This window comes from Streptomyces sp. NPDC047000 (assembly GCF_040644295.1).
Classification (GTDB): Bacteria; Actinomycetota; Actinomycetes; order Streptomycetales; family Streptomycetaceae; genus Streptomyces.
This window is the reverse complement of sequence record NZ_JBEYWE010000009.1, coordinates 83,503-101,232: the sequence shown is the minus strand read 5'-3', so window position 1 is coordinate 101,232 and position 17,730 is coordinate 83,503. Positions and strand designations below refer to the sequence as shown.

Here is a 17,730-nt window from a genome sequence, read left to right as displayed (position 1 = left end):
CAATCTCTCCTTGCCGCCGGAAGTCAGCGAAAAGGAGAGATACGCGTCGTGCGTGAACTTTTGTCAGGGTATGAGGCGTATGAGGGTGCCGCCGCCGGCGCGTTCGACCTGCCCGAGCGGCTGGCCGCCAAGGCCGGCCCCGCGCTGATCGCCGACGACGAACGGCACTTCGCCGCCGTCGCCCGGTGCCTCGCGGAGTCGGTCGCCGAGGTGTCCGCCCGGCTCGACGCCGAGCGGCGGGCCCCCGGCGGGACGGGGCGGCAGGCGATGGACCGGGACGCCGAGATCCACCGGCTGACCGCCCGGCTGCGCCTGCTGCGCCGCTTCGGGCTCGACCTGTGCCTGGGGCGGATGGTCGGCGAGGACGGCGGCGAGACCCTCTACATCGGGCGGACCGGCCTCACCGACAGCACCGGCCGCCGCCTGCTGATCGACTGGCGTTCCCCGGCGGCCGAGCCGTTCTTCGGGGCCACCCACGCCGATCCGATGGGCCTGGCGAGCCGGCGCCGCTACCGCTGGACCCGCGGCCGGGTCGGCGACTACTGGGACGAGGTGTTCCGTCCGGACCGGCTGACGGACGGCGCCGCGCTCGACGACCAGTCCGCGTTCATCGCGAGCCTCGGCGCGGACCGCTCGCCCCGGATGCGGGACGTGCTCGGCACCATCCAGGCCGACCAGGACGCCGTCATCCGCGCCGGGTCGCGCGGCACGCTCGTCGTGGACGGCGGCCCCGGCACCGGCAAGACGGTCGTCGCCCTGCACCGCTCCGCCTACCTGCTGTACTCCGACCCGCGCCTCGGCCACCGCAGGGGCGGTGTGCTGTTCGTGGGCCCGCACCAGCCCTACCTCGGGTACGTCTCCGACGTGCTGCCCAGCCTGGGGGAGGAAGGCGTGCAGATCTGCACTCTGCGCGACCTGGTCGCGGAGGGCGCCTCGGCGGGCGTCGAGACCGACCCGGAGGCCGCCCGGCTGAAGTCGTCCGCCGAGCTGGTACGGGCGATCGAGAAGGCCGTCCGTTTCTACGAGGAGCCGCCCACCGAGACGCTCACCGTCCCCACCCCCTGGGGCGACATCCGGGTGGACGCGGCCCACTGGGCCACCGCCTTCGCGGCGGCCGAGCCCGGCACCCCGCACAACGAGGCCCGTGAGCACGTCTGGCAGGAACTCCTCACCGTGCTGACCGACACCTACGGGGACCACGCCCCGCCGGGTGAACTGCGCGAGGCGCTGCGCCGCGACCGGGACCTGCGTACGGCCCTGGGACGGGCGTGGCCGCTGCTGGAGGCGGCCGACGTCGTCGGCGACCTGTGGTCGGTGCCCGCCTATCTGCGGCTGTGCGCCCCCTGGCTCACCCCCGACGAGGTACGGCACCTCCAGCGCGCCGACGCCCAGGCCTGGACGGTCTGCGACCTGCCGCTGCTGGACGCCGCACGTCAGCGGCTCGGCGACCCGGAGAGCGCGCTGCGCGAGCGCCGCCGGGCCGCCGCCCTGGCCGCCGAGCACGCCCGGATGTCCCACGTCGTCGACGCCCTGCTGGACGCCGACGACGACGGCGAGGGAGTGATCACGATGCTGCGCGGCCACGACGTGCGCGACGCCCTCGACGGCCACGACATGCCGTCCGTCGCCGAACCCGACCTGCTCGCGGGCCCGTTCGCGCACGTCGTCGTGGACGAGGCGCAGGAACTCACCGACGCGCAGTGGCAGATGCTGCTGCTGCGCTGCCCGTCCCGCAGCTTCACCGTCGTCGGCGACCGCGCCCAGGCCCGGCACGGGTTCACGGAACCGTGGCGGGACCGGCTGGAACGGGTGGGCCTCGACCGGATCACCCTGGCCTCGCTGAGCGTCAACTACCGTACGCCGCAGGAGATCATGGCGGAGGCCGAGCCGGTGATCCGGGCGGTGCTGCCGGACGCCAACGTGCCGGTCTCCGTCCGCAGCGGCGGCGTGCCCGTCCGGTACGGGTCCGCCGCCGGCCTCGACGAGATCGTCGGGACCTGGCTCGCCGTCCGGGCCGAGGGGACCGCCTGCGTCATCGGCGCCCCGGGCTTTTGGCCGCGGTCCTCCCGGGTGCGTTCCCTGACACCGGAGCTGGCCAAGGGACTCGAGTTCGACCTGGTCGTCCTCGTCGATCCGGAAGGCTTCGGCGACGGCATCGAGGGCGCGGTCGACCGCTACGTCGCGATGACCAGGGCGACCCGTCAACTCGTCGTGCTCACCACCTCCTGACCGTCACGGACCCCGCTTCTCGAACGTGTTCGTTTACGGTGCACGCTCCTGCCGTGAGTGGCACGGCCGCCCCGCCGGCGGAGCGGCCTGCGCGCCCGCCGCTGCCGCACAGCCTCCGGCCGGGGCGGGAGCCGGGGCTCTGCATGTTTCCGGAAAGCCCCACTTTCATCCAGTTCGTTCTTGACCTCGCGGGTGAGGCGGCGCACACTGAATCGTACGCTTACGGCGTAAACATACGGCTCTGCGCTTCCCGTCTGGAGGCGGAAGAACGATGGACCGCACCGGCACCACCACCCCCCGCTCCGCCACCCCGCCCTGCCTGGACCTCAACGGGTCCGCACCGCGGACCCCGCCCCGTCTCACCGTCGTCGTGCCGACCCGCAACGAGCGGGAGGCCGTTCCCCTGCTGCTGAGGGAGCTGGGCCCCGCCTTCGCGGACCTCGGCGCGGAACTGCTCTTCGTCGACGACAGTGACGACGGCACCCCCGACGTCGCCGCGCGGCACGCGGCGGCATGCCCTGAGCCGGTGCGTCTGCTGCACCGCGCGCCCGGGGACCGGGCCGGTGGACTGGCGGGCGCCGTGCTCGCCGGGGCACGCCGGGCGCGCGGCGACTGGGTGCTGGTCATGGATGCCGACCTCCAGCACCCGCCCCAGGCCGCCGCGGCCGTCGCCCGGACCGCTCTCGGGCACGACGCCGACATCGTCCTCGGAACCCGGCACGCCGGGTCCGGCTCCAGCGGCGGACTCGGCGGCGCCGGACGGGCCGTGGTCTCCTCGGGCAGCGCCGTCCTGGCGAAGACGTTCTTCCCCCGCCGCCTGGCCGGGATCAGTGATCCGATGAGCGGGCTCTTCGCGTTCCGCAAAGACGCCGTCGACCTGGACCGGCTCGACCCGGCCGGCTTCAAGGTGCTGCTGGAGATTCTCGTGCGCACTCCCGGCGCACGCGTCGCCGAGGTCGCCTACACCTTCGCCCCACGCGCCGCGGGCCGCTCCAAGGCGTCCCTGCGCGAGGGGATCACCTACCTGCGTCATCTGGCGCGGCTGCGCCGCTCGTGCCGTCGCCGCACCGGACCCCGGGCCCGGGAATTCGGCCGGCTGCTCGCCTTCGGGGCCGTCGGGCTGACCGGGATCGCCGTCAACACCGCCGCCCTGTGGCTGCTGTTCCACGTGCTCGGCCTGCCGCCCCTGCTCGGCGCGGCGCTGGCCACCCAGGTTTCCACGGCCTGGAACTTCGCCCTCGTCGAGGGCCTCGTCTACCGGGGCGCCGGCAACGGCACGCGCTCCGGCAGGGGGGTCCGCTTCTTCGCCCTCAACAACCTCCTGCTGCTCGGCAGACTCCCCTTCCTGGCGCTGCTGATCGACTGGGGCGCCGGAGTCCTCACCGCGAACATCCTCACCCTCGTCGTCCTGTTCCTGCTGCGCTTCCTGTTCAGCGACCGGATCATCTACGGCGCCGACCAGGAGGGTTCCGGCGCACGGCGCGACCCGGTGCGCACGCTCGTGGACCCCGAGGCCCTCGCGCCCGCCCCGACGCCCGCCGGGACCGCCCCCCGGACACCCGCGCCGGCAGCCGAGCCCGCGCCTGCCGCTCGGCACGGCCGCCCCCGCCGTCCCCACCGCCGCACCCGCTACCTGGCCTACCGCTACGACATCGCCGGCCAGCTCAGCATCGGCTCCCAGATACCGCTGCCCGAACTGGAGTTCTTCCGCGCCCAGTGGCTCCCTCCGGACAGCTGCGACATCGTCGTACGGGCCGGCGACATCGGCAGTCGCAGACCGCACCACCGCGCCGCGATGACCGAACTCGCCCGCCCCGCCGACGAACGCCCCACCAGCCTGCGCTACGAGGAGCAACTCGGCCGCCTCGGAGCCAACTTCAGTATCGATCTGGGCGACCCGATCACCGTCGAGGTCAGCCCTCTGCTGGCCCGCTCGCCGCACGTCGTCTACACCAACATCATCGAGGCGCTGCTGCGCTTCGCCCTGGTGCCGCGCGGCTGGATGCTGCTGCACTCGGCGTGCCTCGACCTCGACGGCACCGGCGTGATGCTGTCCGCCCTGACCGACACCGGCAAGACCGCCACCGTCCTGAGGCTGCTGCGCGAGCACGGCGGCTGCTTCCTCTCCGACGACATGACCCTCGTCGACGCCGCCGGGCACGCCCTGTGCTTCCCCAAGCCGCTCACCATCAGCGCCCACACCCTGCGCGCCGTCCACGCCGACGACCTCACCGGCCACGAGTGGACCCGTCTGCGGTGGCAGAGCCGGCTGCACTCCAAGGGCGGCCGCTCGTTCGCGCTGACCCTCGCCCGCCTCAACCTCCCCATCATGGCCGTCAACGCCCTCACCCAGATCCTCGTGCCGCCACCCAAGTACGCCGTGGACCGGCTCGTGCCGTGCGCCATCGGCACCGCGACGGTCGTACGGGACCTGTTCGTCATCGAACGCGGCATGCCACGGCTCGCCGGCCTCCCGCACGACGAGGCGCTGCGGCGGCTGCTGGCCAACACCGAGGACGCGTACGGCTTCCCGCCCTTCCGCCAGCTGGCGCCCGCGCTCACCGTCGCCGGACTCGACCACGCCGATCTCCGCCTGAGGGAAAGGGAGATCCTGCGCGGATTCCTCTCCGGCGTCAGGGTCCGGACGCTGGCCTCCGACTGCTTCGGCTGGGCCGACGAGATCCCCCGCCTGCTGGCCCGGGAACACGTGCCGAGCGCGCCCACCGGCCATGTGAACGGCGAGCAGTGGCCGCACTGGGACTGGCGGTTCGAGGCCCCCGTCGCCCTGCCTGCTCCCATCCGCGCGCTGCCCTCCGGAGGCCCTTCGTGATCAGGCAGGTCAGGGCACGGCTCACCGGCACCGCCCTCCAGGTGCCCGGCCTGAGCACGCTCACCGGAAACCGGCCCGCCACGCAGGACACCCGTCCTCCGGCCGGCGCCCACGCCCCGCCCACCGGGCCGCACCCCGGCACCTCCCCCCGCCGTCACCGGCGCACCGCCCTCACCGGCCGCCTCGCCACCCGGCTCACCCCCCGCTCCGCCTCCGCGGCGGCCCTCACCGCGATCCTCGCCCTTGCCGCCCTGCTGCGCTTCTGGGACTTGAACGCCACCGGCTTCAACAGCGACGAGGCCGTCTACACCGGAACCGCCGCGTCCCTCGCCGGAGATCCCACGCTCCAGCAGTTCTTCCCGGTCTTCCGCGCCCACCCCCTGCTGCTGGCCACCTTCCTGTCCGGACTTCTGGGCCACGGTGTCGACGACCAGTCGGCCCGCGCCGTGACGGCGGCGATCGGGGTCGTGTGCGTCGCCCTCACCTACGCGCTGGCCGGGCGGCTGTACGGTCGGGCGACCGCCTCGGTCGCGGCGCTGCTGCTCGCCGTCATGCCCTACCACGTCGTCGTCAGCCGCCAGGTGCTCCTCGACGGGCTGCTGACGCTGTGCGCCACCGGTGCGCTGTACTGCGTGGTCCGCTACACCGAGAGCGAGCGGGCCGAGTGGCTGATCGCCGCGGGGGCCGCGCTGGGCGCCACCGTCCTCGCCAAGGAGACCGGCGCGATCTTCCTCGGGTCGCTGTACGGCTTCTTCGCGCTGACCCGGGGCGTACCGGTGCGACCCCGCCATCTGCTGGGCGGCCTGACGGCCATGGCCGCCGTGTACCTCGCCTTCCCCCTCGCGACCACGCTGGCGGGCCATCACGCCACCGGTCAGAACTATCTGCTCTGGCAGCTCTTCCGCCGTGCCAACCACTCCCTCTGGTTCTACGCGACCACCCTTCCCGTGGTGATCGGCTGGGGCGTGCTCGCCGCCGGGGTGGCCGGTCTGGTGTGGCTGCGGCACCGCGCCACCTGGCGCGAGCCGCTGCTGCTGTGGTGGATCGCCGTACCGCTGCTGTTCTTCACCGCCTGGCCCGTGAAGGGCTACCCCTATCTCCTGCCGCTGGCCCCGCCGCTCGCCGTCCTCGCCGGACGCACCGTCGCCGCCGTCGCCGGGCTCCGCCTGCCCGTGCCCCGACTGGCCCCGGCCGCCGCCGTGCTGCTGAGCCTCGGACTCGCGGCCTCCCTCGCCGTGCCGGCCGCCGGGCGGATCGACCCCGCGCCCACCGGCACCCGGCTCGCCGGGGCCGGCGGCCTTCCCGGCGGACGCGAGGCCGGACACTGGGTGCGCGGCCACGTGCCGCAAGGCGCCCGGCTTCTCGCGGCGGGCCCCTCGCTCGCCAACGTGCTCCAGTTCTACGGTCACCGCCAGGTCTCGGCGCTGTCCGTCACCGGCGGGAGCCGGCAGCACAATCCGGCCTACGTCCCGGTGCGCAACCCCGACCGCGCGCTGCGCGAGGGCCTGTTCCAGTACGTCGTCTGGGACTCGTACACCGCCGCCCGCTCGCCCTTCTACGGCGCCCAGGCCCGCGATCTCGCCGCCAGGTACCACGGCATCGCCCTCTACACCCGCGTCGAGCGGGTCCGTACCGGCAGCGGCCGCGCGGACCGCGAGACCATCGTGATCTACCGGGTGCGTGCGTCATGACATTCCCGCGCCGTCCGCTCGTCGCACTCGTCGCACTCGTCGCGCTGGCCGCGGCCGCCGGCCTGCTGACGCTGATGCTGGTCCCGGCCGCCGCCCAAGCGGCCCGGCGGCAGGACCCCGGACCCGAACCCGCCACCCCGGTCCGGCACTTCCTCTTCCTCATGCAGGGCGGCCGGACCTTCGACAACTACTTCGGTACCTATCCCGGCGCCGACGGACTCCCGCGCGGCACCTGCCAGCCACGCTCCGCCCACGACCCCTCGAGGGGCTGCGTGGCGCCGTTCGCACTGCACGGCACCGTTCCGCCCGCGCTGTCACCGACCCGCACGGTCCTGGGCAACCAGCTGGACGGCGGACGCATGGACGGCTTCGTCTCCGCCTACACCCGGCAGGGCCGCGACGGCGCTCCTGCCATGGGCCACTACGACGCCCGCGACCTGCCCTTCAGCTGGGCGGCGGCCCGCAAGGGCGCCCTCTTCGACCGGTTCTTCTCCACCGCCCCCTACGGCGCCGCCACCCAGCGCTCCTACTGGGTGTCCGGCACCCCCGCACCGGGCGGTGGCGACACCGTGCCCGCCGGCGGCTACGGCGACCGGCCCACCCTCTTCGACCGGCTCCAGAAGGCAGGCGTCAGCTGGAAGTTCTACGTCGAGGGCTACCGGCCGCGGGAGACCTGGCGAACATCCGGGGCCACCCAGCCGGTCCGCGCCCCGTTGCTGGGCTACGCCCGCTTCACCGACGACCCCGCCCTGCGCGGCCACATCGCCGGCCTCGACCAGTACTACCAGGACCTCGACCACGGCACCCTGCCGTCCGTCGCCTACCTCGCCACCAACGGCTCAGCCGAACGCTCCGCCCGCTCCCTGCCCGCGGGTCAGAGACTCATCCGCACCGTCGCCACCCAGCTCATGCTCAGCCGCTACTGGGACAGCTCGGCGCTGCTGTGGAGCTACGACGGCTCCGGCGGCTGGTACGACCACGTCCGCCCGCCCCGCGCCGTCGACGGCCCCCGCGGCCCGCGCGTGCCCGCGGTGCTGCTCAGCCCGTACGCCCGGCCCGGTCACATCGACCACACCGTCCTCGACTCCACCAGCGCGCTGCGTTTCGTCGAGGACAACTGGCACCTCAAGCCGCTCGCCGCACGGGACGCGGCGGCCGCGAGCCTCACCGGCGCGTTCGACTTCCGCCACGGCCCGCGCGCCCCCGAGATCCTTCCGGCCGCCCCCGACCGCCGCCCCGTGGGCCGGGTCGACTCGGCGATGATCCACACCGTCTACGGCACCGCCGCCCTCGCCACCCTGGCCCTGGTGGCCTTCGCCGCCATCCGCACCCGCCCCGCCCACCGGGAAGGAGCGAGCCGGTGAACCTCTCCCGTGCCAAAAGCCCCGGACGGCCCCGCCGCATCGCCCTTCGGCTGCCGCTCGTCGCCGTGCCGCTGCTGCTCGCCGCGTCGGTCCTCGCCCCGACCACCGCCACGCAGCCCGCCGGGCCGGCCGCCGGGCGACTCACCGGGCCGGCCGCCGCAGCCGGACAGCTCCCCGCCCCCGCCCAGGCACCCGCCCCCGCCCACACATCCGCGAAGCCCGCCCCCACCCCCGCGCACCCGCACCGTGCCGCCCCCCGCCAGGTCACCGTCACCTTCCGCACCGTGCCCGCCGTCCCCGGCGTGCGGCTCGTGTTCGGCGGACGGGCCATGACCACCGATGCGGCGGGACGCGCCGCGTGCACCGCCCCGCGCACCTCCGCGCCGCAGACCCTGGCGCTGCGCGACACCACCCTCGACACCGGGCGGCGCCACTACCGCTTCGCCCGCTGGACCGGGCAACGCGACCCCGACCAGGCCTACCGCCCCGTCGTGCACGGCCTTCCGCTGCGCGCCGACTACACCGTCACGGCGGCGTTCGCCGTGGCCTACCCGGTGATCGCCCGCTTCACCGACCAGCACGGCACCGCCCTGGACACCACCCGCATCACCGAGGCCACCGTGAAGAGCTCCACCGGCCGTCTCCTCGGGCTCCGCACCCACGGCACCACCTGGCTCGACGGCGCCGTGCCCGTCTACCGCGGCAGCCGGGTCGAACTCACCCCCGTCACCTATGGACTCCAGAGCCTCCTCTACGACCGCGCCCAGCTCGCCGACGCCGGGCGGCAGCGCTTCAGCCCCGCCTCCGGACGTACCGTCACCTTCGCCGGCCCGTTCCACGACCTCACGATCACCGCGCACGACGCGGTCTTCGGCGGCCGCACGGGCCGCAGGGCCGAGGTCACCGGCCCGGACGGCACCAGGCACACCGTGCGGTTCGGCGCGAACGGCACCGCCGTCGTCACGCATCTCCCGCGCGGCCGCTACCGCGTGGCGGTCCGGGTGCACGGCGGACTGGTGTCGGTCCAGGAGTTCCGTCTGTCCCGGTCGCGCACGGTGGACGCCGCCGTGATCACCCGCCTCGACTTCTTCGTCGCGGGGGCGTCCCTGCTCCTGATGGCCGGCGGCGTCGTGCTGATCCGCCGGGTCCGCGCGGCCCGTGGAAGGCGGCCGGCCGATCCGCCGGAACCACCGGGGCTCCCTGAGCCGGAGGAAGCGGCGAGGTCCGGCACCGCTTCCCCGGCCGGGACGGGAGCGCCGTGAAGCGCGTCCTCGCGCTGCTCGCCGCCGTCCTGCTGTGCTGCCTGCCCGTCCTGGGCTGCGCCGCCGGCCGGCCGGCCGCGCCCGCCCGGCGTCCCGCCGCCGCCCACAGCGCCGTACCGCTGCTGGCGTACTACTACCCGTGGTACGACCCCGCCTCCTGGCGGCGCGGCAAGACCGATCTGCCTCTCCTCGGCCGTTACTCCAGCGGGGACCCCGGCGTCGTGCGCCGTCACATCCGGTGGGCCAGATCCGCGGGCATCGACGGCTTCATGGTCAGCTGGAAGGACACCCCGCGCCTCGACGCCCGCCTCGAACTGCTGATGAGGACCGCCCGCTCCGAGCACTTCAAGCTCGCGATGATCTACCAGGGCCTCGACTTCCACCGCCGCCCCCTGCCGGTGGACCGCGTCGCCGCCGACTTCCGCACCTTCCGCGACCGCTACGCCTCCGACTCCGTGATCCTGCGCCTGGGCGGCCGACCCCTCACCCTCTTCAGCGGCACCTGGAAGTACACCCACGCCCAGGTCGGCCGTGTCACCGGCCCGGTCCGTCCCGCGCTGCGGGTCCTGGCGACGGAGAAGAACCCGGAGGGCTGTCGGCGGCTGGCCGACGTCACCGACGGCGATGCCTACTACTGGTCCTCCGTCGACCCGTACACCGCGGGCCCCGCCGGCCCGGCCAAACTGCGTGCCATGGCCCGTACGGTGCACGCCGACGGGCACTACTGGATCGCGCCGTTCGCCCCCGGCTTCGACGCCCGCCCGGTCGGCGGCACCAGCACGGTCCCGCGCCGCGACGGACGGACACTGCGCGCCGAGTACGCCGCCGCCGTCCGGTCCTCACCTGACGTGCTGGGCCTGATCAGCTGGAACGAGTTCAGCGAGAACTCCCAGGTGGAGCCGAGCAGATCGTTCGGCACCCGGTACCTCGACGTGCTGCGCACCCTGCACGGCGCCGTCCCGGGGTCCCTGGCGGCGGCGGGCGCCGACTCCAGCGACGGGTCGGTGCGGTCCGGCACGGCCCGGGTGCTGTTCGTCACGGCGGGTGTCGCGGTCCCGGCCCTGGCGGTCGCCTGCGCCGCCGCGTGGCAGCGGCGCAGGCGACCCTAGCCCCGGGCACGTGGTGTCCCGGGGCGCGGTGTTCCCCGGTCAGCAGACCGCCGCTGTGGCCGAGGAACCGGTGTTGCCCGCCAGGTCACGGGCCGCCACCCGGTAGACGACGGGCCGCGGGCAGCCTGCCGGCCGGTCGGCGTACGTCCGGGTGCCCGGCGTCATCGTCGCGACGTACTGGCCGTCGCGGTAGACGTCGTACGCCGCCACCGCCTTGTCGTCCGTGCCGGAACCCCAGTTCAGCCGTACGGTTCCGGGGCCCTGGCGCCGAGCGGTCAGCCCGGTGGGCGCGGTGGGGGCGGTGGTGTCCGGGCCGAAGTCGTAGGTCTGCTGGTCGAAGACCGTGCCCTGCGAGTCGGTGGGGGCGACGGTGACCTGGCTGCCGTTCACCGTGATCTTCAGGAAGTGGAACACCTGGGCGTCACCGGTCGGGGCGGGCGCCGCGCCGCACCGCCGGCCCGTGTTCGAGGAGTACGACCAGCTGATGCCGTAGGCGTCGGTGGAGGAGCAGCCGCGCCCCGCGAAGCCGCTCAGCCTGGCGCCGCCGCCTCCGGTGACGTAGCTGATCACACCGCCGGGCGGGGCGATGTTCCGCTGGTAGATGTGGGCGTGGCCGTTGAGGACCAGGTTGACACCGTTGTCGTGGAGCAGCTGTTCCAGGCTCTGGGTGCTGCCCGGGTTGTTCTTCAGATAGTCGTCGTCCGGCTCGGTCGAGTCGTCGGAGCGCAGCGGGAAGTGGAACGCGGCGATCTTGACGCCGCCGGGGTGCGCGGCCAGGTCCTGCGCCAGCCACTGGTACTCCGCCGAGGTGGGCGTCCAGTGCGCGTCGTGGTCCACCTGGTACTCGGCGCACCGCGCACCGCAGGCGCCGCCGGTCGCGTTGCCGGTGTTGGTGTCGGACCAGGAAGCGTCGAGCATGTAGACGCGGACGTTGCCGGTGGAGAAGGCGTACCACGTCGACGGGTAACTGGCCGGGGTCGTGCCGTCGATGGACGGGTAGTCCTCCATGGCGTACCTGCCGCCCGAGGCCGCGGCGGTCGCCGTCTCCGGCCAGGTGGTCAGCAGGGTCTGGTTGCGGCCGTGGTTGCCGTTGATCGAGAAGTACGGGATCCGCTGTCCGGGCACCGCCCAGTACCGCGGCCCGAAGACGGCACTGATGTTGACACCGGTCTGGTTGAGGTCGCCGTAGTTGGTGGGGGTGCCGCCCGGGTAGGCCACGTCGCCGGTGGTCAGCGCGAAGCGGACGCCGCTGCTCGCCAGCCGGGACAGCAGGTTGGCCTGATTGACGTTCAGGGAGCCGTCGTTGACGCCGCTGTTGGTGGTGTCGCCCCAGTCGCCGAACGCGGCGAAGGTCACCGGGCTGGTGCCGCCCGCGGTCTGCAGGGTGGTGAAGTCGGGGGAGGGATTGGTACCGAGCAGGTCGGTCTGGACGGTGCCGCCGGTGTAGATCCGGTAGCAGTACGGGGTGTCGGCGGAGAGGCCGGTCACGGCCACCGAATTGGTGTATTCGCGCACACCGTTGATGGTGGTCGGCGAGCCCAGCACGGTGGACTGCACCGTGTTCGCGGTGCAGTTGCCGAGCGGACCGTACTTGACGATGCCCCGGCTCTGGGTGGTGGTGGCCCAGTTCACCTGGACGCGGGTGGTGTCGAGGTCGGTGAGGTAGGGAGCCCGCGTCAACTGCGGGTCTGCGCCCGGGAGATCGGCGCTCGCCGAGCCCGGCAGGGCGGCGGCGGCCGTCATCGCGAGGAGCGCGGTGGCCGCGGCGCGGGCCAGGTGCCGCTTTCGGCGGCGTCCGGTCGTGGGAGCTGTCGGGGATGGATGCATGGGAGTTTCCGCCAGGGGGAGTTCGGTGCTGACGACGACCTGCTCAGCGGCGCGCGGGTGCGCGGTGCGCGTCGGCGAGGTCTGCGGCGCGGGTGCGCACGCATGGGAAGTCGTTACCGCCACCGAGGGGCGGAAAGGGCGGCTCACCGTGCTGACCCGGCCGGGATTCACCCGTCCGGGTCAGGCCGTCACCCGGGGAGCTTCCGGGGGCCGTCGGAGGAGTCGCGCAGGGCGCACAGCACGTCGACGCGGTTGGTGGTGATCGAGTCGACGCCCAGGGCGATGAGGCGGCGCATGGAGCGGCGGGTGTCCGGGGTCCACACGGACAGCAGCCGGCCGTCCCGGTGGACCCGGGCGGCCAGCGCGCGGTCGACCAGGCTGAAGCGGTAGTTGAGCCAGCGGGGCTTCACCGCCGCGAGCAGCGCGGGCCGTGGCGGGGCGAGCGTCGTCCGGGTCAGGGCGATCTCGGCGGACGGGTCGGCGGCGCGGACCGCGAGCATGGCGGCGGCGTCGGCGCAGTAGTAGACCCGGTCCTGCGCGCCGCAGGCCCGTACGACGTCCACGATCCGCCGGGCCGCCCGCGGGTCGCTCAGCCCCGGCAGATCGGCCATCACCCGGCTGCCCTCCGTCGCGGCCAGCGCCTGGGCCAGCGTGGGCACCCCGCCCTCCGTGACCCCGCTCACCTCGTCCGCGGACAGCGCGGACAGCGGCCGGTCCAGTCGCCACAGCCGCGTCAGCGTCGCGTCGTGCAGCAGCACGGGGACACCGTCCCGGGTCAGCCGTACGTCGAACTCGACCGCGTCCGCGCCCAGATCGAGCGCGGCACGCAGCGAGCCGATGGTGTTCTCACGGAAGCGGTAGGGGTCGCCGCGGTGGGCCACGGCGGTCACGGTCTGCATGGCTCCCATTGTGCGGGCGCCGGTACGGCATCCCTGTCAGGGGGCGAGCCACTGCGCCGTGTACGCGTCGATCTCCCCGGCGACACGGGCCTTGCCGGCCTCGTCGAGGAACGAGGCGTGCACGGCGTTCCTGGCCAGCTCGGCCAGGCCGCGCTCGTCCAGGCCGAGGAGGCGGGCCGCGACGGCGTACTCGTTGTTGAGGTCGGTGCCGAACATCGGCGGGTCGTCGGAGTTGATCGTCACCAGCACTCCGGCGCGGACGAACTCCTTGATCGGGTGCTCGTCGAGGGTGGCGACGGCACGCGTGGCGATGTTGGAGGTGGGGCACACCTCCAGGGCGATGCGGTGCTCGGCGAGGTGCGCGAGCAGTTCGGGGTCGCGGGCGGAACTGGTGCCGTGGCCGATGCGCTCGGCGTTCAGCTCGGTCAGCGCGTCCCACACCGTCTCCGGCCCGGTCGTCTCACCGGCGTGCGGCACGGACCGCAGCCCGGCGGCGACGGCCCGGTCGAAGTACGGCTTGAACTGCGGCCGGGGCACACCGATCTCCGGGCCGCCGAGCCCGAACGACACCAGGCCCTCGGGGCGCAGCCGGTCGTCCGTGGCGAGCCGTACGGTCTCCTCGGCCGACTCGAGGCCCGCCTCGCCGGGGATGTCGAAGCACCAGCGCAGCACGGTGCCGAAGTCGGCCTCCGCCGCCTTGCGGGCGTCCTCGATCGCGTCCATGAAGGCCCGCTCGTCTATGCCGCGCCGGGTGGAGGAGTACGGCGTGATGGTCAGCTCGGCGTACCGCACCTGCTGGCGGGCCATGTCACGGGCCACCTCGTACGTGAGCAGCCGCACGTCCTCCGGGGTGCGGATCACGTCCACGACGGACAGGTACACGTCGATGAAGTGGGCGAAGTCCGTGAACGTGAAGTAGTCGGCCAGCGCCTCGGGGTCGGTGGGCACCCTGGAGTCGGGGTGCCGCGCGGCCAGCTCCGAGACGATCCGGGGGGAGGCGGAGCCGACGTGGTGGACGTGCAGTTCGGCCTTGGGCAGCCCTGCGATGAAGGCGTTCAGGTCGCGGGCGGGTGCGGGTGCGGGTGCCTGCGCGGCGCGGTGGTCGGTCACGGGTTCCTCCCCGGAACGGCGTCCCCGGCCCGGTCCGCCGGGCGGGGAGACGCGGATGATCGGCTGATCGATGACTCGGCCATCATCGTAGGCCGGGCCTGTGGGGACGTTGTGGCGGGCCTTAACATGGCGGAACGCACGCCGGAGGGGGTCCCCGCAGCCATGTCCACCGACACCCCGCCGGACCCGTCCCCCTGGCCCCCGCCGGACCCGTCCCCCTGGACGCCTCCCACGCCGCCCGTGCCTCCCGCCCCGCTCACCGGCGCCCCGCCCCGGCCGGCGCCGCCCGCCCCGGCCCAGGCACGGCTTCCCTTCCCCCGGCCGCCACAGGGCGGGCCCGCCCCGTACAACCCCTTCGCCCCGCCCCCCGACACGCCTGCCGCGCTCTCCTTCCCCGCACCGCCCCACCCGCCCCGGCCGGACCTCTTCGCCCCGCCGTCCGTCCCCGGACCGGTTCCGCCGGGACCGGTGTTCCCGCCCGGTGTCCCGGGTCCGGGGCCCGCGACGCCCGGCCAGCCGTCCGCGCCGCAGGGCGGGCCCGCCCCGTACAACCCCTTCGCCGCACCGTCTCCGGGTGGCGTCCCGCTCCGGCCGGACCTCTTCGCCCCGCCGTCCGCGCCGGCACCCGCCGCCCCGCCCCCCTTCCCCCTGCCGGGCGCCCCGGCTCCGTACGATCCCTTCGCCCCGCCGCCCCCCGCCGCTTTCGCACCCCTTTCCCTCCGGGACGAACCCGTGCCGCCGCCGCCCATCGCCCCCGACGGGCCGGGCCAGGTGCCCTACGGCTATCCCGGCGGGTACGGCTGGCCCGGGCTGCGGCCGCCGCCGAGCAACGGGACCGGTACGGCGGGGCTGCTGGCCGGGGTGCCCGCCGCGCTCGTCTGGTGGCTGTGGCCGCTGGGCATCCTGCTGGGCGGCGTCGCGGTGACCCTCGGCGCGCTGGGCCGCCAGAAGGCGGGCCGGGGCGAGGCGACCAACGGCTCCCAGGCGCTGTCCGGCATCGTCCTCGGCACCGTCGGTATCGTCCTCGGCCTGGCCAGGGTCGCGTACCTGATAGCCACCTAGCCAGCCGCACTGCCCCCGGGTCCCGTCACCCCCGCAGCCGCTCCCGCGCCGCCATCAGCGCGAACCCCAGCAGGTTCAGCCCCTTCCACCGCTCCGGGTCCGAGGCCGCCTCGTCCGATGCCGCCAGCCCGATGCCCCACACGCGGTCCATCGGGCTGGCCTCGACCAGCACCCGGTCACCGGTGCCGAGAAGGAACGCGCGCAGGTCGGGATGCGCGGCGAACTTGTGGACGCTGCCCTCGGCCACCACACCGAAGCGCTCCCGCTCCCAGACGGCGTCGTCGAAGCCCCGCACCAGGCGGCCCGCCTTCTTCGCCTGGGCCGGATGGTCCGCGGCCAGGATCCGCCGCAGCGCCTCCGGGTCCTCGAACAGCCGGGCCTTGGCCGCCATCATCCAGTGCTCGGCCGTCGCGAAGGTCACCCCGTCCACGGTGAACGGCGACGGCCACCACTGGCTCAGACAGCTCGCGCCGATGCTCCCGTCCGCCCGCGGGGCGTGCCCCCAGAAATGCAGATACCTGACCCGTGCCCCCGCGTGGATCTCCCTGACCAGGGACTCCACGGACTCGATCTTCCCCATGCACGCGAGTCTGGCAGCCGCCACTGACATTCCGTATCGGCTTTTCGGCGTCGGCTCGACACCTGGTCGACAGAATTCGTCGTGTAACCGAAAGGCAACAACGGAATCCCTTGTGGGTGTCCCATTGCTCTGTCAGGATCGGCACCCATATCGAGCTGGAGCTACGCCAGCCGCCCCCGTGAACAGCGGGGCGACCGGAGGAGAGCGACATGCACAACCCGGGTACTGCCACCCCGGAACGGTGTCCCGCGTTCCCCGTGCGGGAACGATTCGCGGACGGCGCGCAGTTCGTCGCGGGCCGCCCCGCCGGGGGGACGTCGGGCCGTACGCACACGGTCGTCGACCCGGCCACCGGCGCGGACGTCTGGACGTACGGGCTGGCCGGCACCGACGACGTGGACGCCGCGGTCGCCGCCGCCCGCGCCGCGTTCCCCGCCTGGGCCCGGGCCACCCCGGGCGAGCGCTCCGACGCGCTGCACCGCCTCGCCGCCGTGCTCGCCGACCGCGCCGAGGACTTCGCGCGCGCCGAGTCCCTCCAGTGCGGCAAGCCGCTGAAACTGACCCGGGAGTTCGACGTCCCGGGGACCGTCGACAACACCGCGTTCTTCGCGGGCGCGGCACGGCACCTCCAGGGGCAGTCGGCGGGGGAGTACTCCGGCGACCACACCTCGTACGTCCGCCGTGAGCCCATCGGTGTCGTCGGTTCGATCGCGCCCTGGAACTACCCGCTGCAGATGGCCGCCTGGAAGATCCTCCCGGCGATCGCCGCGGGCAACACCGTCGTCCTCAAGCCCGCCGAGCTCACCCCGCTCACCTCCCTCCTGTTCGCGCGGGCCGCGACCGACGCGGGGATCCCCGACGGCGTCGTCAACATCGTCAGCGGCACGGGCCGGGAGGCCGGTGAGCACCTGATCGGCCATCCCGACGTGGCCATGATCTCCTTCACCGGCTCCACCGCCGTGGGGAAGCGGGTCGCGGAGATCGCGACCGCCGGCGTCAAGCGGATCCACCTGGAGCTCGGCGGCAAGGCCCCCTTCGTCGTCTTCGACGACGCGGACCTGGACGCCGCCGTCCACGGCGCCGTCGCGGGCGCGCTCATCAACACCGGTCAGGACTGTACGGCCGCCACCCGCGCGTATGTGCAGCGCCCGCTGTACGAGGCGTTCACCGAGCGGACCGCCGCACTGATGGAGACCGTCCGGCTCGGCGACCCGTTCGCCCCCGGCACCGACCTCGGCCCGCTGATCTCGTTCGCGCAGCGCGACCGGGTGGCCGCCCTCGTCGACCGGGCCCGCGGCTACGCGCGTGTGGTGACCGGCGGCGAGGCCCCACAGGGAGATCTGAGGAACGGCGCGTACTATCGCCCCACCCTGATCGCCGACGCTCCCCAGGCCAGTGAGATCGTCCAGTCCGAGATCTTCGGTCCGGTGCTCGTCGTCCTGCCCTTCGACACCGACGACGAGGGCATCCGCCTCGCCAACGACACCCCGTACGGCCTCGCGGCCTCCGCCTGGAGCCGCGACGTCTACCGGGCGAACCGCGCCACCCGCGAGATCGCCGCGGGCTGCGTCTGGGTCAACGACCACATCCCGATCATCAGCGAGATGCCCCACGGCGGGTACCGGCAGTCCGGCTTCGGCAAGGACATGTCCCTGTACTCGTTCGAGGAGTACACCCAGATCAAACACGTCATGTTCGACAACACGGCGGTGGCCCGCAAGGACTGGCACCGCACCGTCTTCGGGGACCGATAGAGACCGGAACCGG

The 17,730-nt window shown here is 73.9% G+C and carries 12 protein-coding genes; 8 read left to right on the top strand and 4 right to left on the bottom strand.

Going from position 1 to position 17,730, the window contains the following annotated elements; translation table 11 throughout:
- The first annotated feature begins 48 nt into the window (after positions 1-48).
- The 6 genes from helR to ABZ862_RS16845 all read left to right on the top strand — a co-directional run bounded on the left by helR (position 49) and on the right by ABZ862_RS16845 (position 10,485).
- The gene (gene helR / locus ABZ862_RS16870; protein WP_360958391.1) at positions 49-2,229 is read left to right on the top strand and encodes an RNA polymerase recycling motor ATPase HelR; all 2,181 of its coding nucleotides are present in this window, start codon (positions 49-51) and stop codon (positions 2,227-2,229) included.
- Between the two features lie 271 nt (positions 2,230-2,500).
- Positions 2,501-5,059, top strand: coding sequence for a glycosyltransferase (locus ABZ862_RS16865; RefSeq protein ID WP_360958388.1), 2,559 nt, complete (start codon positions 2,501-2,503; stop codon positions 5,057-5,059).
- On the top strand, positions 5,056-6,750 hold the full coding sequence (locus tag ABZ862_RS16860) for a glycosyltransferase family 39 protein (protein ID WP_360958385.1): 1,695 nt from the start codon (positions 5,056-5,058) through the stop codon (positions 6,748-6,750). The genes ABZ862_RS16865 and ABZ862_RS16860 overlap by 4 nt, the downstream gene beginning before the upstream one ends.
- On the top strand, positions 6,747-8,114 hold the full coding sequence (locus tag ABZ862_RS16855; RefSeq protein WP_360958382.1) for an alkaline phosphatase family protein: 1,368 nt from the start codon (positions 6,747-6,749) through the stop codon (positions 8,112-8,114). Before ABZ862_RS16860 ends, ABZ862_RS16855 begins: the two co-directional genes overlap by 4 nt.
- On the top strand, positions 8,111-9,376 hold the full coding sequence (locus tag ABZ862_RS16850) for a hypothetical protein (protein ID WP_360958379.1): 1,266 nt from the start codon (positions 8,111-8,113) through the stop codon (positions 9,374-9,376). Before ABZ862_RS16855 ends, ABZ862_RS16850 begins: the two co-directional genes overlap by 4 nt.
- On the top strand, positions 9,373-10,485 hold the full coding sequence (locus tag ABZ862_RS16845; protein WP_360958376.1) for a hypothetical protein: 1,113 nt from the start codon (positions 9,373-9,375) through the stop codon (positions 10,483-10,485). The genes ABZ862_RS16850 and ABZ862_RS16845 overlap by 4 nt, the downstream gene beginning before the upstream one ends.
- Positions 10,486-10,524: 39 nt before the next feature.
- Here the strand turns inward: ABZ862_RS16845 and ABZ862_RS16840 are convergent, their stop codons facing one another.
- The 3 genes from ABZ862_RS16840 to ABZ862_RS16830 form a co-directional block, all read right to left on the bottom strand.
- Positions 10,525-12,312: a metallophosphoesterase family protein gene (locus ABZ862_RS16840; protein ID WP_360958373.1), complete on the bottom strand. Its 1,788-nt coding sequence runs from the start codon at positions 12,310-12,312 to the stop codon at positions 10,525-10,527.
- 188 nt (positions 12,313-12,500) lie between these two features.
- The gene (locus ABZ862_RS16835; protein WP_360958370.1) at positions 12,501-13,211 is read right to left on the bottom strand and encodes a glycerophosphodiester phosphodiesterase; all 711 of its coding nucleotides are present in this window, start codon (positions 13,209-13,211) and stop codon (positions 12,501-12,503) included.
- A 36-nt stretch (positions 13,212-13,247) separates the two neighbouring features.
- Positions 13,248-14,393: an adenosine deaminase gene (locus tag ABZ862_RS16830; protein ID WP_360958799.1), complete on the bottom strand. Its 1,146-nt coding sequence runs from the start codon at positions 14,391-14,393 to the stop codon at positions 13,248-13,250.
- Between the two features lie 660 nt (positions 14,394-15,053).
- Here ABZ862_RS16830 and ABZ862_RS16825 point away from each other — a divergent pair.
- Positions 15,054-15,383 carry a DUF4190 domain-containing protein gene (locus ABZ862_RS16825; RefSeq protein WP_360958367.1) on the top strand — a complete coding sequence of 110 codons (330 nt, stop codon included), beginning with the start codon at positions 15,054-15,056 and terminating at the stop codon, positions 15,381-15,383.
- Positions 15,384-15,408: 25 nt separating this feature from the next.
- Here the strand turns inward: ABZ862_RS16825 and ABZ862_RS16820 are convergent, their stop codons facing one another.
- Positions 15,409-15,993 (bottom strand): NADAR family protein, encoded by a 585-nt coding sequence (locus ABZ862_RS16820; protein ID WP_360958365.1) that lies wholly within the window; start codon positions 15,991-15,993, stop codon positions 15,409-15,411.
- A 179-nt stretch (positions 15,994-16,172) separates the two neighbouring features.
- Here ABZ862_RS16820 and ABZ862_RS16815 point away from each other — a divergent pair, with 179 nt between their 5' ends.
- Positions 16,173-17,717: a gamma-aminobutyraldehyde dehydrogenase gene (locus ABZ862_RS16815; protein WP_360958362.1), complete on the top strand. Its 1,545-nt coding sequence runs from the start codon at positions 16,173-16,175 to the stop codon at positions 17,715-17,717.
- Positions 17,718-17,730 lie beyond the last annotated feature (13 nt).